Annotated in this window: 25 protein-coding genes; 17 read left to right on the top strand and 8 right to left on the bottom strand. The window is 64.5% G+C overall.

Annotation, left to right across the window (positions count from 1 at the left end; translation table 11 throughout):
* Positions 1-40 precede the first annotated feature (40 nt).
* The 3 genes from IDT60_RS10245 to IDT60_RS10235 form a co-directional block, all read right to left on the bottom strand.
* The gene (locus IDT60_RS10245) at positions 41-721 is read right to left on the bottom strand and encodes an MBL fold metallo-hydrolase (RefSeq protein WP_191079013.1); all 681 of its coding nucleotides are present in this window, start codon (positions 719-721) and stop codon (positions 41-43) included.
* On the bottom strand, positions 718-1,803 hold the full coding sequence (locus IDT60_RS10240; protein ID WP_191079012.1) for an S-(hydroxymethyl)mycothiol dehydrogenase: 1,086 nt from the start codon (positions 1,801-1,803) through the stop codon (positions 718-720). Before IDT60_RS10240 ends, IDT60_RS10245 begins: the two co-directional genes overlap by 4 nt.
* 84 nt (positions 1,804-1,887) lie before the next feature.
* Entirely contained in the window at positions 1,888-2,145 is a 258-nt protein-coding gene (locus tag IDT60_RS10235; protein ID WP_164199506.1) for a mycoredoxin, read from the bottom strand.
* Between the two features lie 131 nt (positions 2,146-2,276).
* On the opposite strand from IDT60_RS10235, the gene IDT60_RS10230 reads away from it, so the two are divergent.
* Positions 2,277-3,026, top strand: a complete 750-nt coding sequence (locus IDT60_RS10230; RefSeq protein WP_164199508.1) for an SOS response-associated peptidase — start codon at positions 2,277-2,279, stop codon at positions 3,024-3,026.
* Between the two features lie 44 nt (positions 3,027-3,070).
* Here the strand turns inward: IDT60_RS10230 and IDT60_RS10225 are convergent, their stop codons facing one another.
* The gene (locus IDT60_RS10225; RefSeq protein ID WP_191079011.1) at positions 3,071-3,493 is read right to left on the bottom strand and encodes a VOC family protein; all 423 of its coding nucleotides are present in this window, start codon (positions 3,491-3,493) and stop codon (positions 3,071-3,073) included.
* A 19-nt stretch (positions 3,494-3,512) separates the two neighbouring features.
* Between IDT60_RS10225 and IDT60_RS10220 the strand changes: the two genes are divergently transcribed.
* Positions 3,513-3,833, top strand: coding sequence for a chorismate mutase (locus tag IDT60_RS10220; protein ID WP_164199512.1), 321 nt, complete (start codon positions 3,513-3,515; stop codon positions 3,831-3,833).
* A gap of 2 nt (positions 3,834-3,835) precedes the next feature.
* Here IDT60_RS10220 and IDT60_RS10215 read toward each other — a convergent pair whose 3' ends face one another.
* Positions 3,836-4,225, bottom strand: a complete 390-nt coding sequence (locus IDT60_RS10215; protein ID WP_164199515.1) for a hypothetical protein — start codon at positions 4,223-4,225, stop codon at positions 3,836-3,838.
* A 167-nt stretch (positions 4,226-4,392) separates the two neighbouring features.
* Here IDT60_RS10215 and IDT60_RS10210 point away from each other — a divergent pair, with 167 nt between their 5' ends.
* From IDT60_RS10210 to pdxS, 6 genes are all read left to right on the top strand, one after another.
* Positions 4,393-4,713 (top strand): DUF6504 family protein, encoded by a 321-nt coding sequence (locus tag IDT60_RS10210; protein ID WP_191079010.1) that lies wholly within the window; start codon positions 4,393-4,395, stop codon positions 4,711-4,713.
* Positions 4,710-8,198 (top strand): DNA polymerase III subunit alpha, encoded by a 3,489-nt coding sequence (locus tag IDT60_RS10205; protein ID WP_191079009.1) that lies wholly within the window; start codon positions 4,710-4,712, stop codon positions 8,196-8,198. The genes IDT60_RS10210 and IDT60_RS10205 overlap by 4 nt, the downstream gene beginning before the upstream one ends.
* Before the next feature lie 158 nt (positions 8,199-8,356).
* Positions 8,357-10,366, top strand: a complete 2,010-nt coding sequence (gene thrS, locus IDT60_RS10200) for a threonine--tRNA ligase (protein WP_191079008.1) — start codon at positions 8,357-8,359, stop codon at positions 10,364-10,366.
* A gap of 20 nt (positions 10,367-10,386) precedes the next feature.
* Positions 10,387-10,971, top strand: coding sequence for an HIT domain-containing protein (locus IDT60_RS10195; RefSeq protein WP_191079007.1), 585 nt, complete (start codon positions 10,387-10,389; stop codon positions 10,969-10,971).
* Positions 10,964-11,587, top strand: coding sequence for a phosphatidylinositol phosphate synthase (gene pgsA / locus IDT60_RS10190; RefSeq protein WP_191079006.1), 624 nt, complete (start codon positions 10,964-10,966; stop codon positions 11,585-11,587). Before IDT60_RS10195 ends, pgsA begins: the two co-directional genes overlap by 8 nt.
* Before the next feature lie 142 nt (positions 11,588-11,729).
* Positions 11,730-12,656, top strand: coding sequence for a pyridoxal 5'-phosphate synthase lyase subunit PdxS (gene pdxS / locus IDT60_RS10185; RefSeq protein WP_191079005.1), 927 nt, complete (start codon positions 11,730-11,732; stop codon positions 12,654-12,656).
* 137 nt (positions 12,657-12,793) lie between these two features.
* Here pdxS and IDT60_RS10180 read toward each other — a convergent pair whose 3' ends face one another.
* Complete coding sequence (locus IDT60_RS10180; RefSeq protein ID WP_191079004.1) at positions 12,794-14,806, bottom strand: M3 family metallopeptidase; 2,013 nt, start codon at positions 14,804-14,806, stop codon at positions 12,794-12,796.
* 82 nt (positions 14,807-14,888) lie between these two features.
* Between IDT60_RS10180 and IDT60_RS10175 the strand changes: the two genes are divergently transcribed.
* Positions 14,889-16,178, top strand: a complete 1,290-nt coding sequence (locus IDT60_RS10175; protein WP_223883679.1) for a CapA family protein — start codon at positions 14,889-14,891, stop codon at positions 16,176-16,178.
* Between the two features lie 4 nt (positions 16,179-16,182).
* Here the strand turns inward: IDT60_RS10175 and IDT60_RS10170 are convergent, their stop codons facing one another.
* Both IDT60_RS10170 and IDT60_RS10165 read right to left on the bottom strand, forming a co-directional pair.
* The gene (locus IDT60_RS10170; RefSeq protein WP_191079003.1) at positions 16,183-16,935 is read right to left on the bottom strand and encodes a type 1 glutamine amidotransferase; all 753 of its coding nucleotides are present in this window, start codon (positions 16,933-16,935) and stop codon (positions 16,183-16,185) included.
* Positions 16,932-18,227, bottom strand: coding sequence for a Mur ligase family protein (locus IDT60_RS10165; RefSeq protein WP_164199533.1), 1,296 nt, complete (start codon positions 18,225-18,227; stop codon positions 16,932-16,934). Before IDT60_RS10165 ends, IDT60_RS10170 begins: the two co-directional genes overlap by 4 nt.
* 91 nt (positions 18,228-18,318) lie before the next feature.
* Between IDT60_RS10165 and pdxT the strand changes: the two genes are divergently transcribed.
* From pdxT to secF, 8 genes are all read left to right on the top strand, one after another.
* Positions 18,319-19,029 carry a pyridoxal 5'-phosphate synthase glutaminase subunit PdxT gene (pdxT, locus tag IDT60_RS10160; RefSeq protein ID WP_191079002.1) on the top strand — a complete coding sequence of 237 codons (711 nt, stop codon included), beginning with the start codon at positions 18,319-18,321 and terminating at the stop codon, positions 19,027-19,029.
* Positions 19,030-19,032: 3 nt separating this feature from the next.
* Positions 19,033-19,788: a YebC/PmpR family DNA-binding transcriptional regulator gene (locus IDT60_RS10155; RefSeq protein WP_191079001.1), complete on the top strand. Its 756-nt coding sequence runs from the start codon at positions 19,033-19,035 to the stop codon at positions 19,786-19,788.
* Between the two features lie 35 nt (positions 19,789-19,823).
* Entirely contained in the window at positions 19,824-20,402 is a 579-nt protein-coding gene (gene ruvC / locus IDT60_RS10150) for a crossover junction endodeoxyribonuclease RuvC (RefSeq protein ID WP_191079000.1), read from the top strand.
* A 91-nt stretch (positions 20,403-20,493) separates the two neighbouring features.
* On the top strand, positions 20,494-21,138 hold the full coding sequence (gene ruvA / locus IDT60_RS10145; protein WP_164199541.1) for a Holliday junction branch migration protein RuvA: 645 nt from the start codon (positions 20,494-20,496) through the stop codon (positions 21,136-21,138).
* Positions 21,131-22,219: a Holliday junction branch migration DNA helicase RuvB gene (gene ruvB / locus IDT60_RS10140; RefSeq protein ID WP_164199543.1), complete on the top strand. Its 1,089-nt coding sequence runs from the start codon at positions 21,131-21,133 to the stop codon at positions 22,217-22,219. The genes ruvA and ruvB overlap by 8 nt, the downstream gene beginning before the upstream one ends.
* 183 nt (positions 22,220-22,402) lie before the next feature.
* Positions 22,403-22,798: a preprotein translocase subunit YajC gene (yajC, locus tag IDT60_RS10135; RefSeq protein WP_191078999.1), complete on the top strand. Its 396-nt coding sequence runs from the start codon at positions 22,403-22,405 to the stop codon at positions 22,796-22,798.
* A 113-nt stretch (positions 22,799-22,911) separates the two neighbouring features.
* A complete protein-coding gene (gene secD / locus IDT60_RS10130) occupies positions 22,912-24,669 on the top strand; it encodes a protein translocase subunit SecD (protein ID WP_191078998.1) in 1,758 nt (585 codons plus the stop codon).
* Complete coding sequence (gene secF / locus IDT60_RS10125) at positions 24,669-25,688, top strand: protein translocase subunit SecF (RefSeq protein WP_164199549.1); 1,020 nt, start codon at positions 24,669-24,671, stop codon at positions 25,686-25,688. Before secD ends, secF begins: the two co-directional genes overlap by 1 nt.
* The last annotated feature ends 43 nt before the right edge of the window (positions 25,689-25,731 follow it).

Here is a 25,731-nt window from a genome sequence, read left to right as displayed (position 1 = left end):
CCGCTTCGGCTGGCCCTCTGTGAGGGGCATTTCGCCCGGCCTAGTGGCCGCGGGCAATCCACTCCTGCAGGTGCGGGGCTTCGGCCCCGATGGTGGTGGTGTCGCCGTGCCCGGTCCGGACCACCGTGCCGGCCGGGAGCGGCAGCAGCCACGTCCTGATCGACTCGATGATGGTGGGGAAGTCGCTGTAGGACCTTCCGGTGGCTCCCGGGCCGCCCTGGAACAGGGTGTCGCCGCTGAAAACGGTGCCCTCGCCGTCGGGTCCGTCAGCCAGGTGGAAGGACACCGAACCCGGCGAGTGCCCCGGCGTGTGCAGGGCGGTCAGGCTGGCGCCGGCCACGTCCACCACGTCGCCGTGGCTGATGCGGACATCCGGTTCCATATCCGGGTAGACGTTCTTCCAGAGCATCCAGTCCGCCTCATGCAGGTGAATGGGGGCCTGGACGAGATCCCGGAAGTCGCCCACCGAACGGATGTGGTCGTCGTGGCCATGCGTCAGCAGGATCGCCTTGAGCTTCCGGCCACCCACCGCCGCGGCAACCGCCTTGGCATCGTGTGCCGGGTCGATCACGACGCATTCGGCGTCGTTGCCCACGATCCAGACGTTGTTGTCCACATCCCAGGTGCCGCCGTCGAGGGAAAACGTGCCGGAGGTGACCAGGCGGTCGATCCGGAGCGGGCCGCCGGTGCCGGGCGCGCCGCCGGCAGCGGGTGCGGTCACAGCTCTACCACCGAACGCAGTACCGAACCGGAATGCATCTTCCCGAACGCTTCCTCCACCTGGTCGATGGTGATCCGCTCGGTCACAAAGGCATCCAGATCGAGCTTGCCCTGCCGGTAGAGGCTGATCAGCATGGGGAAGTCCCGGGACGGCAGGCAGTCACCGTACCAGGAGGACTTCAGCGAACCGCCGCGGCCGAAGACATCCAGGAGGGGCAGTTCGATGGTCATGTCCGGCGTCGGGACGCCCACCAGTACTACAGTTCCGGCGAGGTCGCGGGCGTAGAACGCCTGCTTGTACGTTTCCGGGCGGCCGACGGCGTCGATCACCACGTCAGCGCCGAACCCGCCGGTCAGTTCCCGAATTTTCTCCACCGGGTCAGAGTCCGAGGAGTCCACGGTGTGGGTGGCGCCAAGTTCAAGGGCGCGGTCCAGCTTCTTGGCGTCGATGTCGACGGCGATGATGGTGGTGGCGCCGGCGAGCGCGGCGCCGGCGATGGCCGCAACTCCCACGCCGCCGCAGCCGATGACGGCGACGGAATCGCCGCGCTTGACGCCGCCGGTGTTAATGGCGGCGCCGATGCCGGCCATCACGCCGCACCCGAGGAGGCCGATGGCGGCAGCGTCGGCGTCGGGATCCACCTTGGTGCACTGGCCGGCGGCCACGAGGGTCTTCTCGATGAACGCACCGATGCCGAGAGCGGCAGAGAGTTCTGTGCCGTCCTCAAGGGTCATCTTCTGGGTGGCGTTGTGGGTGTTGAAGCAGTACTGGGGCTGTCCCTTGGCGCAGGCGCGGCATTCCCCGCAGACGGCGCGCCAGTTCAGGACAACACGGTCGCCCGGGGCCACATTGGTGACGTCGGGGCCTACGGCGCTGACCACGCCGGTGGCCTCGTGGCCCAGGAGGAACGGGAAATCATCGCTGATTCCGCCGAGTTTGTAATGCAGGTCGGTGTGGCAGACGCCGCTGGTGAGGATGTCCACCAGGGCCTCGCCCGGACCCGGCTCAGGGACCAGGATGGTCTCCAGAGTGACCGGGGCGCCCTTGGTACGGGCTACGACACCTTTGACTTTATGGACCACGGAAGGCTCCCTCAATGCAGATAGACAAGAACGGGACCAACACTGAAGTTGGTCCCGTTCTGTCTACCACATGAGCTGCCGGACTCAGGCTGCGAGGCGGCTCTTTACCTCAGCCAGGGAAGGGTTGGTGGCGGCGGTGCCGTCCGGGAAGAGCACGGTGGGGACGGTCTGGTTGCCGCCGTTGAGCTGTTCCACGAGTTCGGCGGTGCCGTCCACCTCTTCGATATTGATTTCCGTGTAACCGATGCCCTGGGCGTCCAGCTGCTTCTTCAGCCGGGTGCAGTAGCCGCACCAGGTGGTGGAAAACATGGTGATGGTGCCGTTCTCGGGGGTAAAGTCCACGGAGCTCTCCTGTGTAAGTTGAAGGGGTTCAGTCTCCACAACCGTAACCCGGGGCAGGCTATTCCCCCGCGGCAGCGACGACGGATGACAGCAACGCTGACAAGGCATACCGGTAATGGCATGCTGGATCCATGTGTGGACGCTATGTGATGGCCCGGGCCGTGGGTGACCTGCTGGCCGAATTTGATGCCGGCCTGGAGGAGGATGTTCACCTTCCTCCATCGTGGAATGTGGCGCCCACCGACGATGTGCCCATTGTCCTGGAGCGGCTGATCGAGGACAACACGGTGCGGCAGCTGCATGTGGCCCGCTGGGGCCTGGTGCCCTCCTGGGCCAAGGATCCGCGAATCGGTGCCAAGATGATCAACGCCCGGAGCGAGAGCGTGCTGGAAAAGCCGGCTTTCCGCAAAGCCGTCAAGTCACGCCGCTGCGCTGTGCCGGCCGATGGATATTACGAGTGGAAGCAGGGGACCGGGAAGGCGAAGCAGCCCTACTACGTGCATCCGGGGTCTGAGCAGGGGCTGGTTTTCGCCGGCCTCTATGAGTGGTGGAAGGACCCTTCCAAGGCCGACGGCGATCCTGGCCGGTGGCTGCTCTCCACATCCATCCTGACGGCTGACACCCCGCCGCCGGGTGCCGAGTCCACGGTGTTTGGCAAACTCACGGAGCTGCACGACCGGGTGCCGCTGCCAATGGACCGGGCCACGATGGCGTCGTGGCTGGACCCGCAGATCGATGACGCCGCCTTCCTCGTGGACCTGGTCCGGGCCCATGTGAAGGAAGTCGCCGCTGACTGGCATGTGGACTCAGTAGGTACTGAGGTAGGGAACGTGCGTAACAATTCCCCGGAGCTCATCCGGCCGGTAGAGGCGCTTTTCTGATCCGATGACCGTTGCCGCCGGCGGGCTGCGGAGGCACCGTGTTTCTAGACGGTGACCTTGCCGTCGTCGTCCACTGCCCACGAGGGGTTGTATGCAACCTCCCAGCGGAAGCCGTCCGGATCAGCGAAATAGCCGCTGTACCCTCCCCACGGCTGGGTGACAGGATCGGCAACGATCTCCGCGCCGGCCGCCCGGGCTTCGGCCATCACCTGGTCCACTTCCTCCGTGGTGGTCAGGTTATGGCTAAGGGTGATGCACGGGACCGGTCCAGGGGTGCCAACCCCGGCTTCGGCGTGCATCTGCCCGGCATCCCACAGGGACAGAATGAGGCCGTGGTTGACCTGGATGAACACCACATCGCCGGGCATTTCACGGTGCACCGGCCACCCGAGTCCCTCCACATAGAAGCGGCGGGAGGCGTCAACGCTGCGGACGCCTAGTGAGATGAAGTCGACTCTGGGCTGCATGCTTCGATACTGTCAGAAGATGGCAACTATTCAAGGAAACGACCGGGATGCTTTGGCGGACAAAGAGCAGCTCGCTGCCGTGCGGATTGCGGTGGACGAAGTTGACGATCAGATTGTCACCCTCATTGCCCGGCGGGAACGCCTGATCAGGATCGCCGGAACCCTCAAGGGGGACGACGCTGAAGTCCGGGCCCCGGGCAGGGTGGAGCGGGTCATTGAGCACGTCCGCGGCGCCGCGGAAAAGAAGGACATAGACCCGGACATCGTTGAATCAACGTACCGGGCCATGATCTCGGGGTTCATTGAACTCGAGATGAAGGTCCATAAAGAGAACAGCTGAAGCTAGAGCGCTTCTTCGACCGGGACGCCGCCCTGGAAATCGCGGCCATCAGCCTCGCTGAACGCTGTCATGTTGTGCCCTTTGCCCAGCCCCTGAATGGCTGCCATGGGAAAGTTTCCCGTGATGGTGTTGCCTGAATGGGTCACTCCGGACAGGTCATAGTTTTCTTCGGTGGTCTGGTCATGGCAGAACGAGTAGAAGGCGATCGCCTCCCCGTTCAAGAATTCAATGCCCAGCCGTCTTTGGGACGAATAGTCCGGGCTTGAAGCCACCAGTCCTACTACGTACGCACCTGCCCCCGGTATGTTGCCGTCGATATCAAAGTTGGCCACGAGTGTGTTGTCCTGGGCTTTGATGCTTACGTGCTTGAGGAGTGCGTTCTGGGAGCTCATGCCACAATCCTGCCCCCCCTGCTGGCCGTCCGTCCACCCCTGTCTAGGTTTTGCCGGGGTACCGTCGTAGACTGGATTTATTCGAACATGTATTCGAATGCCTGTTTTTTGCGGCAGCCTTGTGCAGCAGCATTTTGCATTGGCTCAGTTCAGTACAGGAGGCGCCCATGGGTATGTTCAGCGAGTCCCTGGATGTCGTCTGCACCCCTGCAGGGCAGCCGCTTGAACTTCAATGGGCCGGGCGGCACTATACGGTGTGCGCCGAACCTGTGCGGTGGTACGAACGCAGGCAGTGGTGGGCTGAGGAGCGTCGGGCTCCGCTGGGCAGCGGACCGGGACTGGTGGACCATGAGATCTGGCGCGTCCAGGTACGGGCAGATTCCCTCGATACCGCGGACACGCTCACCCTGGACCTCAGCAGGCACCTGGGCAGCGGCCGCTGGCGGCTCATGCGTCTCCACGACGGACTCCACCCCAAAACCGCATGAGCTTCACCCATCTCCACGTTTCCACCGCCTTCAGCGCGCACTATGGAGTGTCCTGGCCTGAGGAACTGGCCCAGGCAGCCGCCGCGGACGGCGCCACAGCGCTTGCCTGCACGGACCGGGACGGACTGTACGGCACAGTCAAGCACCTCAAAGCCTGCATGGCGGCAGGCATCGACCCCATAGCGGGGGTGGACCTTGCGGTCTTCGACGACGACGGCGATCACCGTACGCAGCTCGCCGGCCGGGTGGTGGTACTCGCCCGGGGCAATAACAACGGAGCGGGCTACCGCGCCCTGTGCAGGCTTGTCTCCGATGCCCATGCCCGCACCACAGGAAAAGCCGGGGGAGCGGTGCCTGTTGCGGTCACCCGTGCCGAACTCGCCTCACGGACGCTTGACCCCAATACCTTGAAGCCGGTGCTGACAGTCCTGATCGGACCGGATTCCGACGTCGGACGAGCCATGGGCGGGCGGCGCTACCTTCGCCCGCGCACACTCTTCAAACGATGGCTTGACGCCATGCCGGCAGGAACCCTTGTTGCCGAAGTGGTTTCCCAGCTGACTGCCCCGGGAGCGCCTCTGAGCACTGCCCATGCGGTGCGGATGCTCAAACTCGCCGAAGAACACCATGTCCCGGCTGTGCTGACCAACGCAGTCCGTTATTGCGCCGAAGACGGTGCCGCCACGGCTGACGTCCTCGACTCCGCCCGGACCCTGAAATCACTGCCGGAACTTGCTGCCGAACCGCTGCTGCAGCCCAACGGGCAGGGCTGGCTCAAATCCGCAGGGCAAATGCTTCTGCTGGGCAAAGAAATCATCCGCGCCGCGGGGTATGGCACAGCAGACCTAAAACAGCTCATGGCCCAGACCGAGGCGCTCGCCGACTTCTGCAGGATAGACCCGGTGGCTGATATGGGATGGAAGCAGCCTGTGGTCCCAGAGGCATCAGTCATAGGCATCAGCCAGGATCCGCATAGAGAACTGGTCCAGCGCTGTGAGGCCGGGATCAGCAGGCGGTTCCCGGGAATATCCGGTTCGGCCGGCAAGGACATGCGCTCGCGGCTGGAGCACGAGCTGGGGATCATCCGGAACCTCGGCTTCTCCTCTTACTTCCTGACTGTCGCCGAGGTCTCCCGGATGATTCTGGATATGGGGGTCAGGGCGGCTGCCCGCGGCTCGGGTGCCTCCAGCCTGGTCAATTATCTGATCGACGTCAGCCAGGTGGACCCCCTGCAGCACGATCTGATCTTTGAACGTTTCCTGTCGCAGGACCGGGCCACACTGCCTGACATTGACATCGACGTCGAAAGCGCCGAGCGGCACAACGTGTACCGGAAGATCTTTGACCGGTTTGGTGCCGAGCGGGTGACCCTGATGAGCATGCAGAACGGGTACCGGGCCCGCGGTGCCGTCCGGGATGCAGGCATGGCGCTGGGCATGGATGATGGCGACGTCGGTGAGATCGCCAAGCAGCTGTGGCGGTTCTCAGCCCGCAAATTCCGTGAAGCCCTGGTGGAAAAACCTGAGCTGCGGGAGTTCGCAGGCAGGGTGGAGCAGCGCGGCTTTGCAGAAAACCAGCAGCTTGACCTGCTGGTGGACCTCACCGAACGGCTGGACCGGCTGCCCCGCCATATTTCCATGCATCCCTGCGGGGTGATCCTGGGCGACGCCACTCTCCTTGACCGGACCCCTGTCCAGCCCAGCGGACTGGGGCTGCCCATGAGCCAGTTCGACAAACACGACATGGATCCCATGGGCATGCTCAAACTGGATGTCCTGGGGGTGAGGATGCAGAGCGCCATGGCGTTTGCCGTCCGGGAAGTCATCCGGATCCATTCATCCAAAGCAGAAGTGGTCGCGGCCGGGGCCCACCCTGCCGGGCCTGAAGGTACAGGTCCGGACTACATCGCCGACAACGGCCACATCGATCTGAACGCCGTGCCGCTGGATGATGAGCCCACCTTCGAACTGATCCGCAGCACCCACACCCTGGGATGCTTCCAGATCGAGTCACCGGGACAGCGTGAGCTGATCGGCAAGATGGCCCCGCGTGACTTCAATGACCTCATCATCGACATTTCGCTGTTCCGGCCAGGGCCGATGAAATCTGACATGGTGCGGCCGTTTCTGGAACACAGGCACGGATTTGCGCCGGAGGTCTATCCGCATCCTGACCTGAAACCCGTGCTGCAGGAAACACATGGTGTCACCGTCTTCCATGAGCAAATCCTGAAAACGTTCAACGTGATGACCGGGTGCGGGCTGGCAAAGGCAGACGAGTTCCGGCGGGCTCTCGGTCACGAGGTCCTCGAACTGAAAGTGGAAGAGTTCTTCCGCAGGGAGGCCAGGATCAAGGGCTATTCCCCGGACGTGGTGGACAAGGTCTGGGGGACCTTGAAGGCGTTTGGGAGTTTTGGTTTCTGCAAGGCGCATGGAGCGGCCTTTGCCGTCCCCACCTACCAGTCAGCCTGGCTTAAGACGCATCATCCCGAGGCGTTCCTGGCCGGGCTGTGGGAGCACGATCCCGGGATGTATCCAAAGCGGCTGCTGGTTGCCGAAGCCCGAAGGCTTGGAATACCCATCCTGCCGCTGGATATCAACCGCAGCCATGCCGAGTACCGGGTGGAACGGGTTGCGGACGGGCCGGATGCGGGCAAGCTGGGGATCAGGCTGAGCCTCAACGGGATTTACGGCCTCTCCGGGGCTGAGCTCAAGAGGATTGTCGCCGGCCAGCCCTACGACTCCCTGGCGGATCTCCGGGCACGGTCCAGGCTGAGCAAACCGAGCATTAAGCGGCTCGCCCAATTAGGCGCCTTTGATTCCCTGCACCGGGAGGCGGGCAGCGGGGCAAACCGTGCAGACCTCGTCCAGCATCTGAACCAACTCCATGCTGCCGGCGGTACCCGTAAGGGCGCTGAGGTCATGGAAGGGCAGCTCTCATTGCCGCTGGGGGACGTGGAACTGCGCAACGTCAAGCCCGGGCTTCCCCAGCCAACCCTGGTGGAAAACGTCCGGGCCGAACTCGACCTTATGGCCCTCGACGTCAGCGGCCACCTGATGGAAAGCCACCGCCCCATGTTGAACAGGCTGGGGGTCACCACTGCGGACAAACTGCTCAGCCTCCGCAACGGCACCGAGGTGCTGGTGGCCGGCGTGCGCATTGCCACCCAGACCCCTCCCATGCGCGGCGGCCGCCGGGTGGTGTTCATCAGCATCGATGACGGCACAGGCTGCATCGACTCCGTGTTCTTCCACGAAGCCCAGGAACAGGCGGGCCAGCTCCTGTTCGGAACCAGGCTGCTGCTCATCCGCGGCACCACACGCCGGACAGGTCCACGCGGAATCAGCCTGAGTGCCAGCATGGCCTGGGACCTGAGCCGCGTGGAATCCCTGCCGTTCCCCGGCAACCGGGTGGAAAGCACGGATGTCCCGCATCCGTTGGACGGGATCAGCCGGAGCCTCGCCATCACCGGGATGGGCGGCTGAGGGGCTGCTGCCACGCTGCGAAGGTCATCCCGTAGGTCGGCGGAGCCCGCGGGTCCCGTTGGTCGGCCTCTGGCGGAACCGATAGCATTGACGATGGCTGGCTGTGGTCCCCGTATGCCGCAAGCTATGAAGCCTAAAACTTTGAATAGGAGACACCCGTGTCAGATGCCCAGCAGATCACCCTCATCGTCGATGGCGAAGAGACCAAGGTGACTACCGGGACAACCGGTGCGGAACTCTTCTTTGAGCGCCGCGAAGTTGTTGTGGCCCGCGTTAATGGCGAGCTGAAGGACCTGGACCAGGAGCTGCCCGAGGGCGCGGAGGTTGAGGGCGTCACCATCGATTCCCCGGACGGCCTGAACGTGCTGCGCCACTCCACCGCCCACGTCATGGCCCAGGCCGTGCAGCAGCTCCGCCCCGATGCCAAGCTTGGCATCGGGCCGTACATCACCGACGGTTTCTACTTCGACTTCGACGTTGCCGAGCCGTTCACCCCCGAGGACCTCAAAACCCTCGAGAAGATGATGCAGAAGATCATCAACCAGAACCAGAAGTTCGTCCGACGCGTGGTCAACGAGGATGAAGCCCGCGAGGCCATGAAAAACGAGCCCTACAAGCTCGAACTCCTGGGTAAAAAGAATGATGCCGCCGAAGCAGCTGAAGGCGTTAACGTGGAGGTCGGGGCCGGCGACATCACCATCTACGACAATGTGGAGCGCAAGGAAGGGACCACCGTCTGGTGCGACCTCTGCCGCGGCCCGCACCTGCCCAACACCAAGCTCATCTCCAACGCGTTCGCCCTCACTAGGTCATCCTCCGCTTACTGGCTGGGCAACCAGAAGAACCAGCAGCTGCAGCGCATCTACGGCACAGCCTGGCCCACCAAGGACGCGCTGAAGGCCTACCAGGAGCGCATCGCCGAAGCTGAGCGGCGCGACCACCGCAAGCTCGGCGTCGAACTTGACCTTTTCTCCTTCCCGGACGAGCTTGGCTCCGGCCTGCCGGTCTTCCACCCCAGGGGCGGGATCATCCGCAAGGAAATGGAGGACTACTCCCGGCAGCGCCATGTCGACGCCGGGTACGAGTTCGTCTACACCCCGCACATCACCAAGGGCCACCTCTACGAAGTCTCGGGACACCTGGACTGGTACAAGGAGGGCATGTTCCCGGCCATGCGAGTGGACGAGGAACTCAACGCAGACGGTACGGTCCGCAAGCCTGCCCAGGACTACTACCTCAAGCCGATGAACTGCCCCATGCACAACCTGATCTTCCGTTCACGGGGACGTTCCTACCGTGAACTGCCGCTGCGGCTCTTCGAATTCGGCGCCGTCTACCGGTACGAAAAATCCGGTGTGGTGCACGGCCTGACCCGCGTCCGGGGCATGACACAGGACGACGCCCACATCTACTGCACCCGCGAGCAGATGAAGGATGAACTCACCAAGACCCTGACGTTTGTGCTTGACCTGCTGAAGGACTACGGCCTGAACGACTTCTACCTCGAGCTCTCCACCAAGGACCCGGAGAAGTTCGTCGGCGAGGACGCCGCATGGGACGAAGCCACCCGGACCCTGGCCGAGGTGGCCGAGGAATCCGGCCTGGAATTGGTCGCCGATCCGGGCGGGGCTGCCTTCTACGGTCCAAAAATCTCCGTCCAGGCGAAGGACGCCCTCGGCCGGACCTGGCAGATGTCCACCATCCAGCTGGACTTCAACCTGCCCGAACGGTTCGAGCTGGAATTCCAGGCAGCCGACGGCACCCGCCAGCGGCCCGTCATGATCCACCGCGCACTCTTCGGTTCCATCGAGCGGTTCATGGGTGTGCTCACGGAGCACTACGCCGGTGCCTTCCCGGCGTGGCTTTCCCCCGTCCAGGTAGTGGGCATCCCGGTGGCCGAAACCTTCAACGAGTACATGTTCGACGTCGTTGACCAGCTCAAGGCCGCGGGCATCCGCGCCGAGGTGGACACGTCGTCGGACAGGTTCCCCAAGAAGATCCGCACCGCCAGCAAGGACAAAATTCCCTTTGTCCTGATCGCCGGCGGAGACGACGCCGAGGCCGGGGCTGTGTCCTTCCGGTTCCGGGACGGCAGCCAGGACAACGGCGTGCCCGTGGCCGAGGCCGTCAAGCGGATCACGGAAGCCGTCCGTAACCGGACCAGCTAGCGGAAACGGAAAAGAACACGGTGCAGGAGAACACAGGCGCAGGATATCCAGGGGATGCCGGCGTGACCGATGACTTTGATCTCGCGGGCGTACCGGACGCGTTCCAGCGCCTGTGGACTCCCCACCGGATGGCCTATATCAAGGGCGGGCAGCACCAGTTCAAGAACGAGGATGACTGCCCGTTCTGCGTGGGGCCGGGAAGGACCGACGAGGAAGCCCTCATCGTCTACAGGGGCAAGACCTGCTATGTGGTCCTCAACCTGTTCCCGTACAACCCGGGCCACCTCCTGGTCTGTCCGTACCGGCACGTCCCGGATTACACGGACCTCACCGTGGAGGAGACTGCGGAGTTTGCTGACATCACCCAGACGGCCATGCGGGTCCTCCGTAAAGTCTCCAACCCGGGCGGCTTCAACCTGGGCATGAACCAGGGGGTGGTGGGTGGCGCCGGCATCGCAGCCCACCTGCACCAGCACATTGTTCCGCGGTGGGGCGGCGACGGGAACTTCTTCCCGATCATCGCCCAGACCAAGGCCATCACGCAGACCCTCGATGAGGTACGTCAGCTGGTTGCCGAAGCCTGGCCCGGGGAGACGGATGCTTAATAGGCACGCGCGCGGGTTTTTCACCGCGCTGTTCACCCCTCTTGCCCGCTGGCTCCTGAAAATCGGTGTTTCTCCGGATGCGGTGACCATCGTCGGCACCGCCGGCGTGGTGGTAGGCGCCCTGGTGTTCTACCCCCTTGGCCAGCTCTGGTGGGGCACGCTGTTCATTACGGCGTTCATCTTCTCGGATGTGCTTGACGGCATCATGGCCCGCATGCGTGACGCCGGGGGACGGTGGGGCAATTTCCTGGATTCCACGCTGGACCGGATCGCTGACGGCGCGCTGTTTGCGGGCGTGGCTATCTGGTTCTTCACCGGGGGAGCGGACTACGCGATCGCCGTCGCGGCCATGCTGTGCCTCGTTTTGGGCATGGTGGTCTCGTATGCGCGGTCCAAAGCAGAGTCCCTGGGCTTCACGGCAAATGTAGGCATCGCCGAGCGCGCCGAGAGGCTCGTGTCGGTTCTTGTGGTCACCGGGTTCACAGGCCTCGGGCTGCCTCCGGTGGTTCTGCTTGTGACGCTCGGACTGCTGGCCCTGGCCAGCCTCATCACAATTTGCCAGCGCATAGGGACCGTTCACCGCCAGGCCATGGCAGCATCCGCCGCCTCTGATTAAGCGTGATTAAGTCCGCTGCCCGCGGTGGGACTAGTATTGTGACTGCCCGGTCAATGGATCCGGCAACCCGGTGCGTGTACTCCTCGGCTTCCTGCCGCCTTCACGTCCGGCGAGGATCATCTATCTACCCATAGGGGTTTTTGTGTCTACACCTGATGTAAGCAGCGACGCCGGTTCGTCCGCGAACAGCGTCACGGGCAGCAACCGCGTCAAGCGGGGCATGGCTGAGATGCTCAAGGGCGGCGTCATTATGGATGTCGTTAACGTCGAACAGGCCCGCATCGCCGAAGATGCCGGTGCCGTTGCAGTGATGGCGCTGGAACGCGTTCCGGCCGATATCCGAGCCCAGGGCGGCGTGTCCCGCATGTCCGATCCGGACATGATCGACAAGATCATCGACGCCGTCTCCGTCCCGGTCATGGCCAAGGCCAGGATCGGCCACTTCGTGGAGGCGCAGGTCTTGCAGTCCTTGGGCGTGGACTACATTGACGAGTCCGAGGTCCTGACCCCGGCCGACTACGTCCACCACATCGACAAGTGGAACTTCAAGGTTCCCTTCGTCTGTGGCGCCACCAACCTCGGTGAGGCGCTGCGCCGCATTAACGAGGGCGCGGCCATGATCCGCTCCAAGGGCGAGGCCGGCACCGGCGACGTCTCCAATGCCACCGGCCACATGCGCCAGATCCGTGCCGAGATCGCCAAGCTCGCAGCCCTGCCCGAGGATGAGCTCTACGTCGCGGCCAAGGAACTGCAGGCCCCGTACGAACTGGTCAAGGAAGTCGCCGCCGCCGGCAAGCTCCCCGTGGTGCTGTTCACCGCGGGCGGCATCGCCACCCCGGCCGACGCAGCCATGATGATGCAGCTCGGCGCCGACGGCGTGTTCGTCGGATCCGGCATCTTCAAGTCCGGCAACCCGGCCCAGCGTGCCGCTGCCGTGGTCAAGGCCACCACGTTCTTCGATGACCCCGACGTCATCGCCAAGGCATCCCGCGGCCTGGGCGAAGCCATGGTGGGCATCAACGTGGACGAGATCCCGCAGCCGCACCGCCTCGCTGAGCGCGGCTGGTAACAGCTCCATAAGCAGTACGACGGCGGGTGGCCACCTTTTCGAAGGCGGCCACCCGCCGTCGTTGTTTCCCCATCGATTGCTCCGTAACCGCCGTTATGGGGCCTCAAAACGGCCGTTACGGAGCAATCGATGAGGGGTTAGTCGAGGCCGCGGCGCTTGAGGAGGGGCTCCAGCTTCGCTTCGCAGCCCCGGAGCGTTCGGAGTGATTCCAGCGGGTCGCGGCTATTGCCGCGGGACAGGAGCTCCTGGCGGAAGCGTTCGCCATTGGTGCGGTCCAGGCCGCCGTTCTCGGTGAACCAGTCCACTGTTTCGGCGTCCAGGATCTCGCTCCAGATGTACGAGTAGTAGCCGGCCGCATAGCCGTCGCCGGCGAAGATGTGCTGGAAATAGCCCGTTCGGTAGCGCGGTGGAATCAGGGCGTGGGCCACGCCCGCTGCGGCCAGTGACTTAGCCTCGAAAGCCAGCACATCGTCCGGGATTCCCGCTTCGTCCAGCACATGCCAGGCCAGGTCCAGCAGCGCGGCGCCCAGGTATTCGGTGGTGGCGAACCCTTCGCCCCACAGCCGGGATTCATTGAGCCGGTCCACGGTGTCCTGGGGGAGCGCCTCGCCCGTGAGATGGTGCCGGGCATAGTTCGCCAGCACCTCGGGCCAGAGGATCCACATCTCGTTGACCTGCGAGGGGTATTCCACGAAGTCCCGGGGGACCGCGGTCCCGGAGAAACGCGGATACGTCACGTTGGAAAACAGGCCATGGAGCGCATGGCCGAACTCATGGAAGGTGGTCCGCAGCTCGTCCAGCGTCAGGAGGGTCGGCTCACCCGCCGGGGGCTTCGAGATGTTGAGGTTGTTGATCACCACAGGTTTATTGCCGAGCAGGGCCGACTGTTCCACCAGCGAATTCATCCACGCGCCGCCCCGCTTGGTTTCGCGGGTGTAGTAGTCGCCCAGGAACAGTCCGAGGCCCTCACCGTCCTGGTCCCGAACCTCCCAGACCCGGACGTCGGGGTGGTATCCGTCAAGGTCATGGCGTTCGTGGAAGGTAATGCCGAAGAGGGATGTGGCAGCGAAAAAGACGCCGTCCCGGAGGACGCGGTCCAGCTCGAAGTAGGGGCGGAGCCCCTGTTCGTCCACGGAGTATTTCTCCCGGCGGACTTTCGCTGAGTAGAACGCCCAGTCCCAGGCCTCCAGCGGGTGCCCGGCGACCTCGGCCAGGGCGGCCGCCTCGGCGTCCGCATTGCGGACGGCTGCGGGGGCCATCCTGTTCAGCATGGACTGGACCGCCTCGAAGCTGGGGGCCGTCTGGCGTTCCACCACGAGTTCGGCATAGTTGGCGAAGCCAAGAAGGGCGGCCTTTTCAGCCCGCAGCCCGGCCATGGACCTGACCAGGTCCATGACGTCCAGGGTGCCGCCGTCGCTGCCCCGGGCCAGCGATGCTTCAAACAGTCGACGGCGGACGTCCCGGTTTTCGAGCGCAGCCATCGCGGGCTGGTTGCTGGGCTGGATCAGTGTCAGGAGGAATTTGTCCCCGTGGCCAGCCTCGCGGGCCGCCTCAGCGGCGCTGGCGAGATCGTCCGCGGGCAGCCCCGCCAGTTCCCCGGCGCTGTCCACCAGCAGGGCCGCAGACTTCATGCCTTCCTTGACCCGCTGGCCAAACTCCGTGCCAAGCCGTGACAGCTCTGCGTTGATTCCTTTCAGCCGCTCCTGCCCGGGCGGATCGAGCTGGATGCCGGTCTGGCGGAACTCCTTCAGGTATTCCTCCACGAGGCGTACGGATTCAGGATCCAGACCGGAGACATCAATGGCGGCGAACCGGTCAAAGAGGGCCCGGTTGAGGTAGACCTCGTCCTGGTGGGCAGAGAACCGGGGGGAAAGTTCGGTCTCCAGGTCCCGGATCGCGTCAGTTGCATCGGCGGAGACAAGGGTGAAGAAAGCAGCCGCGGCCCGCTGCAGCAGCTGGCCGGATTTCTCCATGGCCACGGCGGTGTTTTCGAAGGTCACGTCCGCGGCGTTGTCCACGATCGCCTGGATTTCGGCCAGGTGTTCTGCAAAACCGGCGGCCACTGCCTCGGAGTATTCGGCTGGTCCGAGCCGGGCAAACGGCGGCAGCCCGTAGGGCAGGTCACTGGTGCTGAGGAGTGGATTCGTCATCACGCTAACCTTTCATACCGGCGCATCCTTCTCAATGCGCGGCGTCCCGGTTTTGCGGGTGGCCAAACCTACAATGGCGCGTATGGGGAACACATCCGGCACTGCCGCTGCCCGAATCCGGGCCGTGCTCATGGCTGTCACGATGGCCGTGCTGCTCGCGGCGTGCGGCCTGGTTGCCGAACGGAACCCGCCGTCCTCCAGCACGGTGCCGGGCGCCCGTTCCGGGACGGAACAGCAAACCCCGACGCCCTCACCGGTTCCAACCCCCACCCCCACGCCGGGTGCAGGACCGGCGTGCCCAACGCTCCGGTGCACGTCCGTCCTGATGACCGGGGACATGCTGGTCCATGCCGGGCTCTGGCAGCAGGCCGGCGACGACGCCGCTGCGGCAGGCAAACCCGGCCTCGACTTCACCCCGCTCCTGGCAGGCCAGCGCCGGTACATCCGGGGAAGCGACCTGGCCATCTGCCATCAGGAGACACCCGTGGCCGGGTCCGACGGCCCGTTCGCGGCGTACCCGTCCTTCAACGTTCCGCCGCAGGTCATCAGTGCCGCAAAGGCCGTGGGGTACCAGGCCTGTACCACCGCGAGCGAGCACAGCATCGGCCGGAGCACGGACGGACTGCTGCGCACCCTGGACGCTTTGGACGCTGCCGGGCTTAAACACACCGGGTCCTACCGCACCGAAACCGAATCGGAGGGGATCCTGATTCTGCAGACCGGAGCCGCAAAAGTCGCCATCATCCAGGGAACTTACGGGCTCAACGGGCTGTACCCGGAGTACAGCTGGCAGGTGGACATGCTGGACGCGCCCACCATGATAGCCAAGGCCGTCAAGGCACGTGCCCTCGGCGCCGACATTGTGCTGGGCGCCATGCACGCGGGGGATGAGTACGCCGGCGCAGCGAATACCCAGCAGCAGGAAACGGCCCGCGCCCTGGTGGACAGCGGCCAGTTCAGCATGATCTACGGCCATCACACACATTCGGTGCTGCCGATCGAGAACTACAAGGGCACATGGATCGCCTACGGCCTGGGCAACGGGGTGACCGAACTGTCGCCTTGGTACGCGGTGAACAACGAGGGCCTGCTGGTCCGTGCGCAGTTCAGCCAGGATGCGGCCGGCAACTGGACGGCGTCGGACCTTGCCTGGGCTCCGTCGGTCATCGTCCGCGATCCGTACCGCTGGTGTTCAGTGGCATCCGACGCACCACAGGGTGTCTGCGCAACGCCCGATTCTGACGCCGCCACGAGGCTGCGGACCAGCACCGTGGTGGAGTCGATGGGCGCGGCGGCTGCCGGTGCGCACGAACTGCTGATCACCAAGGAACCCGCAGCCCAGCCCCGTGTGCGGCCCGAACCGCTGCCCTAAAGAGTCAGCGCGGACGCCGGGCGGCGTGTTCGCGGGCCAGCACCGCGAAGCTGTCATCAGGAGTGCCCGGGACGAAAGCCCCGAACTTGCGTTCCGCAGCGGTACGGATCAGGAAGTCGGCGATGGCGGGGTTCTTGGGCAACAGGGAACCATGCAGGTAGCTGGCCACCACATTCTTGTAGCGGGCGCCTTCGTGGCCGTCACTGCTGTTGTTGCCGGTCCCCTTGGCCACGGTTCCGAGGGGCCGGACGCCGGGCCCGAGCGTTGTCTGGCCGCTGTGGTTTTCGTAGCCCAGCACCTCGCCGAACTCCGGGGTGGACACCTTGACGTTGCCGATCAGGCGTTCGTCCGTGCCGTGGGTTTCGACATCCAGGATACCGATGCCCGGAATGACCGTACCCAGGTGGGTCTTGAAAAAGCGCCCGAACAGTTGGTAAAGCCCGCAGATCACCAGTATGGGTGCGCCGTCCTCGGCGAGTCCGGTCAGGACGTCGGCCCGTGAGTGCAGGTCATTCTGGATGACCAGCTGACCGCTGTCCTGGCCGCCGCCGCCCACGATGAGGTCCACGTCGGCGGGAAAGTCGTCACCCACGTTGTACTCAAGCAGTTCCGGCGTATAGCCATGCCAGCTGATCCGCTGCTTCAGGACCAGGGCGTTGCCCCAGTCACCGTAGATGTTCATGTCCCGCGGATACAGCTGCAGGACGCGGAGGGCGCCCTTGCTCTCCGGAGCGGTTCCGCTTGGTTCGATGCTCACGAGACCACCTCCACTTCGGTTATTTTGGACAGCTCGCGGCGGATGGCCAGCATGGCTGTGTACGTGCAGAAAATCCGCTTCGGCTTGCCCCTGCCTTCACGGATGAAAGCAGCAAGCGCCGGGGCGATGTCCGTCTGGACCGCGCCGATCGGCACCTCGTCATACTGCAGCCGCAGGGCCATGTCGTACGCTCGGGACCCGGTCAGCTGGTCAACGCCGCCCTCGCGAAGTGAATCGAACTCCACGTCCCACAGCCAGGACATGTCCCGGCCGTCGGCATAGTTGTCGTTGATGGCGATCATGGTGGCGTAGCCGCCTGCGGGGAATGACTTCAGTCCCAGCCGGAAACCGCTGGGGTTTTTGACCAGCACCAGGTCCAGGGGCTGGCCGTCCACCGTGAGGCTTTCGCCGCGGCCGAACGCGGGCTCCACCTGGGAGAGCGCGGTCAGCAGTGTTGCGTGGTCTGCCGTGGCGGCGCCGCCGCCGCAGATGCTGCGCGCCAGGACCAGCGCCGCCGCGGCATTAAAGATGTTGTAGACGCCGCGGAGCTTCATCGCTGTGGTGACGGTGACGCCGTCGTACTCGAAATCTGCGGTGTCCGGACCCACCCTCCGGAGTACGACGTCGGCGGGCGGCTTGTGGGAGGGCGCTGCGGGCGCGGGGCTGCCGGGGGCTGCCCGCATGTCGTCGTCGTTCGGAAAGGTGCTGAGGAGCGAATCGTCGAGGCCAAAGTACTGGACGTCCTGGCCGCCGGTCAGTGTGTCCGCGATACGGGCCACGCGCGGGTCCTCCCGGTTGAGGACCACCGTTCCGGTGGTTTTGGCAGCGATGTGTTGCAGGAGCTGGGCCGTTTTGTCGATTTCACCAAAGCGGTCCAGCTGGTCCCGCAGGACGTTGAGCAGGAGGCTGTAGCGCGGCGGGACACGGTTCACGAAATGCACGGCGTGGGCTTCGTCCAGTTCCAGGACGGCGACATCGGCCTTGAGCCGGCCGCGCCAGTCCACCTCGCCGAGCAGCGCAGCCGCCACGCCACGGGTGAAGTTACTTCCGGTGCGGTTGGTGAATACCTTCAGGCCCTGGCTTTCCAGGAGTTCCACCACCATTTTGGTGGTGGTGGTTTTGCCGTTGGTTCCGCTCACGACGGCCACGCCGTGAGGGAGGGTGGCGAGTGTCCGCTGCATAAAGCCGGGGTCGATTTTTTCGACCACCAGCCCGGGCAGGGCGGAGCCGCCACCCCTGAGCCGGGACACCCGGCGGACCAGCTTGCCGAGCGGAACACTGATGTAAAGCATGCTCTGTAATATATCCCAGCAACGGCATAGAACCCTGCGCGGGGAGGGCGGCCCGCACGGTTCCGGGCCGATGGCACATTATGCTGAATGGATGACAAACCCCCTTTCGGCCGCTTCCGCACGCCTGGGCGCAGGCCTTCGGATCGGTGTCCTGGCGCTCCAGGGTGACTTCCGCGAACACCTTCGTGCCGTCGAAGCGTCCGGCGCTGCCGGCGTCGGGATCCGCAGGCCCAAGGAACTGGACGGCCTGGACGGGCTCATCATTCCGGGCGGCGAATCCACTGCCATCGACAAGCTGGCGCGCGCCTTTGAACTGGCCGAACCCCTGAAGGACCGCATCCATGGCGGACTGCCGGTGTACGGTTCCTGCGCCGGCATGATCCTCCTGGCCAACGACATCGCGGATCCGGCCACGGACCTTGCCGGCAACCCGCAGCAGACCTTCGGCGGCCTCGACATTACCGTGCGGCGTAACGCGTTCGGCCGGCAGCGCGAATCATTCGAAACCGATCTGGACTTCAAGGGCCTGGACTTCAGTGCCACGGAATCCGGGGTGGCTCCGGTTCACGCGGTGTTCATCCGAGGCCCGTGGGTGGAGCGCGTCGGGGCGGGTGTGGAGGTTCTAGCCCAGGTGGAGCCGGCGGATCCTGAACACGCGTCCCACGCCGCGGCCCTGCCCGGGACAGCTAGAATTGTTGCAGTGCGTTCCGGCCACCTGCTGGCCACCTCCTTCCACCCGGAAGTGACTGGGGAGAAACGCGTACACGAACTTTTTATCCGGATGATCAGAGGAGACGCGTAAAGCATGTCAGGCCACTCCAAATGGGCAACAACAAAGCATAAGAAGGCCATCCTCGATAGCCGCCGCGCCAAATCGTTCGCCAAGCTGATCAAGAACATCGAAGTTGCGGCCAGGATGGGCGGCCCCGACCTCCAGGGAAACCCCGGCCTGGAACTGGCCGTGACCAAGGCCAAGAAGACCTCGGTTCCGGCGGACAACATTGACCGCGCCATCAAGCGCGGCGCCGGCCTGACCGGTGAAGTGGTTGACTACACCGAGATCATGTACGAATGCCGTGGCCCGCAGGGTTCAGCCCTGCTCATCGAGTGCCTGACGGACAACAAGAACCGTGCCGCCTCCGAGGTCCGCCTGGCCATTTCCCGCAACGGCGGCACCATCGCCGATCCCGGCTCGGTCAGCTACCTCTTCAGCCGCAAGGGCGTGGTGTCCTTGCCGAAGAAGGACCTCACCGAGGACGACGTCCTGATGGCAGTCCTGGACGCTGGCGCCGAGGAAGTTAAGGACAACGGCGACACATTCGACATCCACTCGGACCCGAAGGACCTCCAGGCCGTCCGTGACGCACTGAAGGAAGCCGGCATCGAGTACGACACCGACGAGGCGGAATTTGTCCCGTCCATGGAAGTGCCGCTTGATCTTGAGGCCGCCAAGAAGTTCATGAAGCTGGTTGACGCACTCGAAGAGCTCGACGACGTCCAGAACGTCTATAGCAACGCCGACCTCAGCGACGAAGTCCAGGCCGCCCTGGAATCTGAGTGAACCACCGCCTTGCAGCCTAGGGCGGTTGGGGGAGCGTGACGCTGCGCGTACTCGGCGTTGACCCGGGCCTGACCCGCTGCGGCATCGGTGTGGTGGACGTCGAGCGGAACAGGCGGGCCACGATGGTGGCCGTCGGCGTGGTGGGAACCTCCCCGGAGGAAACCCTGGACCAGCGGCTTCTTGTCATTGCCCTCGCCATCGACGACTGGCTGGACCGCTACGAACCCCAGGTCCTCGCCGTCGAACGCGTCTTCTCACAGCTGAATGTCAGTACCGTGATGGGCGTGGCGCAGGCGTCCGGCGTGGTGATTGCCGCGGCGGCCCGCCGCGGGATCCCGGTGGCGCTCCACACGCCGTCGGAAGTTAAAGCGGCCGTCACCGGCAGCGGCACGTCCAATAAGGACGCGGTGACCAAGCTCGTCACCAAGATTCTCCGGCTGGATGCGCCGCCCCGCCCGGCCGATGCCGCGGATGCACTGGCGCTGGCCATCACCCACGCCTGGCGGGCCGGCAGCGGGGCCGCCATAGCGACAACCGGCCCGGGCAGCATGTCCCTGACACCAGCGCAGCGCGCATGGGCCGATGCCGAGGCGAAGGCGCGCCGCGCACGCTGAATGTCCGCGGTGCTTGCTAGGGTATTCGTAGATATGTTCGGATAGCCGGTTGCGCCCCTCGGGACCCGGCAGTACACCAGGAGCCAGGGTTTTGATCAGTTTCCTTCGCGGGACCGTGGCGCACGTTGGCCTTTCCACAGCAGTGATTGACCTCAACGGCGCCGGAATGAGTGTCAACGCAACGCCCCAGACGCTGAGCGGCCTCCGCACCGGCGAAGAGGGCAAGCTCTTCACGTCGCTGATCGTGCGCGAGGATTCGCTGACCCTGTTCGGTTTTGCCTCCGACGACGAACGCGAAGTCTTCGATGTCCTGCTCAGCGTCAGCGGCGTGGGTCCGCGTCTTGCGCTTGCCGTCCTTGCGGTCCACGAGCCCGAAGCCATCCGGGTTGCGGCCCACACCGGCGACAGCAAAACGTTCACCAAGGTGCCCGGCATCGGTCCGAAAGTGGCTGGCCGGATTGTGCTGGAACTCGCCGGCAAGCTGGTGCCGCACGGCACTGCCGGTACGGCCGCGCCGGCCACCGCTGCCGAAGCCGCCTGGAAGCCCCAGGTGGTGGCCGCCATGACCAGCCTCGGCTGGTCCGAAAAAGATGCCACGGCCAGTATCGACAAGGCCCTGGCCGACGATCCCGAGGTGTCGTTCCGCGGAAATGTCGCTGAAATCCTGCGGACCACACTCCGCTGGCTCGGCCAGGATGGCGCGCGGGCCGGCAACCGCGTAGGCAGCCGTGGCTGAGCCGTCCGTTGTTGCGGCGGGGGAGGAGCCCGAGGAACGGGTCATCGAAGCTGCCCTCAGGCCAAAGAACCTTGACGATTTTGTGGGCCAGCACCGGGTCCGCAAGCAACTCTCCCTGGTGCTCCAAGCCTCCCGGATGCGGAACCGCAGCGCGGACCACGTGCTGTTTTCCGGCCCGCCCGGGCTGGGTAAAACCACCCTGGCCATGATCGTGGCGGCCGAGATGAACGCGCCCCTGCGGATCAGCAGCGGCCCGGCCATCCAGCATGCCGGCGACCTCGCAGCCATCCTCTCCTCCCTGTCGGAAGGGGAGGTCCTCTTCCTGGACGAAATCCACCGGATGTCCCGGCCTGCTGAGGAAATGCTCTACATGGCCATGGAAGATTTCCGGGTGGACATCGTGGTGGGTAAAGGGGCCGGGGCCACCGCCATCCCGCTGGAACTCCCGCCCTTCACCCTGGTGGGAGCAACCACCCGCGCCGGGCTGCTGCCGGGGCCGCTGCGGGACAGGTTCGGCTTTACCGGGCACCTGGAGTTTTACAGCGTGGCTGAACTCGAGCTGGTGCTTCGCCGTTCCGCCGGCCTGCTGGATCTCAAGGTCAACTCCGCGGGGTTCAGTGAAATAGCCGGCCGTTCCCGCGGCACGCCCCGAATCGCCAACCGCCTGCTGCGCCGGGTCCGGGACTGGGCCCTGGTGCACGGGATAGAGCAGATCGATTCACGTGCAGCATCAGCAGCCCTGGATATGTACGAAGTGGACAAACGGGGCCTGGACCGGCTGGACCGTGCCGTCCTCGAAGCCCTGATCACCAAGTTCGGCGGCGGTCCCGTCGGACTGTCCACCCTGGCCATCGCCGTGGGGGAGGAAACCGAGACCGTCGAAACCGTGGCCGAGCCGTTTCTGGTCCGTGAAGGACTCCTGGGCCGGACACCCCGGGGCCGCATCGCCATGGCCCCGGCCTGGACCCATCTGGGTTACGCCGTACCGGCCGGTGTGTTCGGACAGGAACCCCTGGACCTCTTCGAAACGGACCCGGACAGCAGTGACGTCGAGGCCGGCTGGGCGCCGAACAGCCAATAAGCCCGTCCTTTCAGCTTTTCCCTTTAGACTGGGTATGACACCCGGCACGTTCGGGTCTTTGTTCCCGCCGGCGGCTCCGAGGGGCCGTAGCCGGCCAGCACGAACATCTGCATGGCGGAACGAAGCGGACGCTGCCACACACCAGATACGCCAGTACAGATCGGAAACTTCCCTGTGGATCCCATGAACATCGTCTTGTTCGCAATGCTCGGCATCTTTATCTTTATGATGTTCCGCCGCAACAAGAAGACCAAGGAGCAGCAGGCCACGCTGCAGTCCCAGTTCGCTCCCGGTGTCGAGGTCATGACCAGCTTTGGCCTCTTCGGCCGGATCGTCTCCATGGACGACGCCGAAAACAAGGTGGTCCTGGAGCTTTCTCCCGGAAACCTCGCCACAGTTCACCGCCAGGCAGTAACCAAGATCGTGGAACCTGCCGTCGTCGCCGAGGACGAGCCCGCTGTTGTTCCCGATGACGCTTCGTCACTGACTTCCCAGGACCTGGGCACGCCGGCCCCGACCGCCGAAACCCCGGACGAGACCCTGAAGCGCCTCAATGACGAGGGCAAAAAGGACAACTAGCCCCGCTGCCTCCCGGCACCAGGCTTCACAACACCTCTACGGCCGCGGACCGCCGCCGGTGGGAGCAACAGGCTCGCATCGGCGGTTCCTCCGTAATAAGAGAAAGATCGACAATGGCACGAACTGGCCCCAAAATCCCAGGCCTGCGGGTACTGGTGTGGCTCGGCGTAATCCTCGCCGTGCTGACCGCTGTCCTGGCAGGTGGCAACCTCGCCGGTCAGGCCAGCTGGGCACCAAAGCTCGCCCTGGACCTCGAAGGCGGCACCCAGATGATCCTGGCGCCCAAGGTTGAGGGCGGTTCGGACATTAACGAAGAGCAGCTCAACCAGGCCGTGGCCATCATCCGTCAGCGCGTTGACGGCTCCGGTGTTGCCGAAGCAGAGATCAGCACCCAGTCCGGACGCAACGTGGTGGTCAGCCTTCCCGGCACACCCACCAAGGAAACCCGCGACCTCATCCAGGCTTCCGCGGACATGAACTTCCGCCCGGTCCTGCTCAACGGTGACGGCGCAGCCGTCCCTACTGAGGCCCTGACGCCCGAGGACCAGCTGCCCAAGCCCACTGCGGAACCCGCCAACAGCAGCGACGTCAACTGGATCAGCCCCGAGGTGTACCGACAGTTTGAAACCCTGGACTGCAACAACCCCGGACCGGAAAGCCCTGAGGCCTCCGATCCCGCCAAGCCCCTTGTGACCTGCGAACCGGCTACCGCCACGACGCCTGCCATCAAGTACATCCTTGGACCTGTGGAGGTAAAGGGCGGCAACATCGTCACGTCCTCCTTCCAGCTGCAGCAGGGTGCCCAGGGCGCCGTCACCAACGAGTGGGCCGTCAACATCCAGTTCGACGACGAAGGCACCGCCAAGTTCAAAGAGGTCACCGAGCGGCTGAACCAGTTCTACGTGGCCGCCGGCGGCGAGACCGGCACCGATCCGAAGGCGCAGTTCGCCATTGTGCTCGATGACCAGGTCATTTCCGCGCCCCGGTCCCTTGCAGTCATCACCGACGGTCGTCCGCAGATCACCGGTGGCTTCACCGAGCAGACGGCCAAGGCCCTTTCGGACCAGCTTCGCTTCGGGGCGCTGCCCATCAGCTTCGAAATCCAGAGCGACCAGCAGATCTCCGCAACACTCGGTGGCGAACAGCTGCGAATGGGCCTCCTCGCCGGCGTCATCGGTTTGCTCCTGGTTGTGGTCTACTCCCTCTTCCAGTACCGCGCCCTGGGCTTTGTCACCATCGCCTCCCTCGTGGTGGCAGGGGCACTGACCTACCTGGCCATCGCCATCCTGGGCTGGACGGAGAACTACCGGCTGTCCCTCGCCGGCGTGGCCGGCATCATCGTGGCCATCGGCCAGACCGCTGACTCGTTCATTGTGTACTTCGAACGAATCCGTGATGAGCTCCGCGAAGGCCGCGGCCTTGTCTCCGCAGTGGAGAACGGGTGGAAGCGAGCCAAGCGGACCGTGCTGGCCTCCAAAGCCGTCAACCTGCTCGCCGCCCTGGTGCTCTACTTCGTGGCCGTCGGGAACGTCCGCGGGTTCGCCTTTACGCTGGGCCTGACAGCCATCGCCGACCTCATCGTGGTCTTTATGTTCACCCACCCGACCCTGCAGCTCCTGGCCCGCACCAAGTTCTTTGGGGAAGGCCACCCGTTCTCCGGCCTTGACCCCAAGCGCCTCGGTGCCGTCCCGCTGTACCGCGGCGCAGGCCGCCTCCGTACGCGGGAGGCAAAGCCTGCCGTGGTCCGGGCAAAGAACACCGGCGCGGCCGCGGAAGCTGAGCGGCGCATGACCATCGCGGAACGCCGCCTCGCGGAAAAGCAGGAGCAGCTCACCGGCTCCTCCAAGAGCGCAGCCAAGGAGAACAAGTAATGTCCAGCTTTTCCACATTCGGTAACGAGCTCTACACGGGCAAGCGCTCCTACAACTTCGTGGGGGCCAAGAAGATCTGGTTCCTGATCGCGGCTGTCCTGGTTGCGCTGTCCATTCTGATTCCCCTGGTCAAAGGCGGCTTCAACCTGGGCATCGAATTCCGGGGCGGTTCGGAATTCACTGTGTCCAACGTGAAGGACACCGACTCCGCGCTTGGGGAAACTGTGGTCGAAGACGTGGTGGCCGGCAGCGTGCCCCGGGTTGCGAATGTCGCAGGCACCACCATGCGGATCCAGACCGACAAGCTCACTGATGACGAGACGCTCAGGATCAAGGAAGGCCTCGCTTCCGCCTACGGCGTCACGGACAACGAAGTGACCTCGACCTTCATCGGCCCCACATGGGGTGCGGATGTGACAAAGCAGGCGCTGATGGGTCTGCTCGTCTTTGTGGCCCTCGCGGCCGTGCTGATGGCCCTCTACTTCCGGACCTGGAAGATGTCGGTGTCAGCTCTGACGGCCATGCTCGTCACCATGTTCGTGACCGCGGGCGTGTACGCCCTGAGCGACTTCGAGGTGACACCCTCAGCCATCATCGGGTTCCTGACGGTGCTTAGCTATTCGCTGTATGACACGGTGGTGGTCTTTGACAAGATCCGGGAAAACACCGCCGACCTGGATGCGTCGACGCGCCGGACCTTCGCAGAGGAGGTCAACCTCGCGGTGAACCAGACCCTGGTCCGTTCCATCAACACCATGATGGTCGCCATCCTTCCGGTCGGCGCCATCCTGTTCATCGGAGCCGGCCTCCTCGGGGCGGGCACGCTGCGTGACTTGTCGCTTGCCCTGTTCGTTGGCATCTTCATCGGTACGGCTGCAACGATCTTTGTGGCAGCCCCCATGTATGCGTGGCTGCGCCAGAACGAACCCGACCTGGTGAAGCAGGCCAAACGCGTTGAACACCGCCGCGCCGGGACCGCTGTCCGGACGGAAGAACCGGCAGCACCCGCAGGGGCCTGACGACAAAAAACGCTACGGGCCGGGCGGCGATGGAAACCACGCT

It is taken from the genome of Pseudarthrobacter sp. BIM B-2242 (assembly GCF_014764445.1).
Lineage (GTDB): Bacteria > Actinomycetota > Actinomycetes > Actinomycetales > Micrococcaceae > Arthrobacter > Arthrobacter luteus_A.
This window is presented reverse-complemented; position numbering and strand designations above follow the sequence as displayed.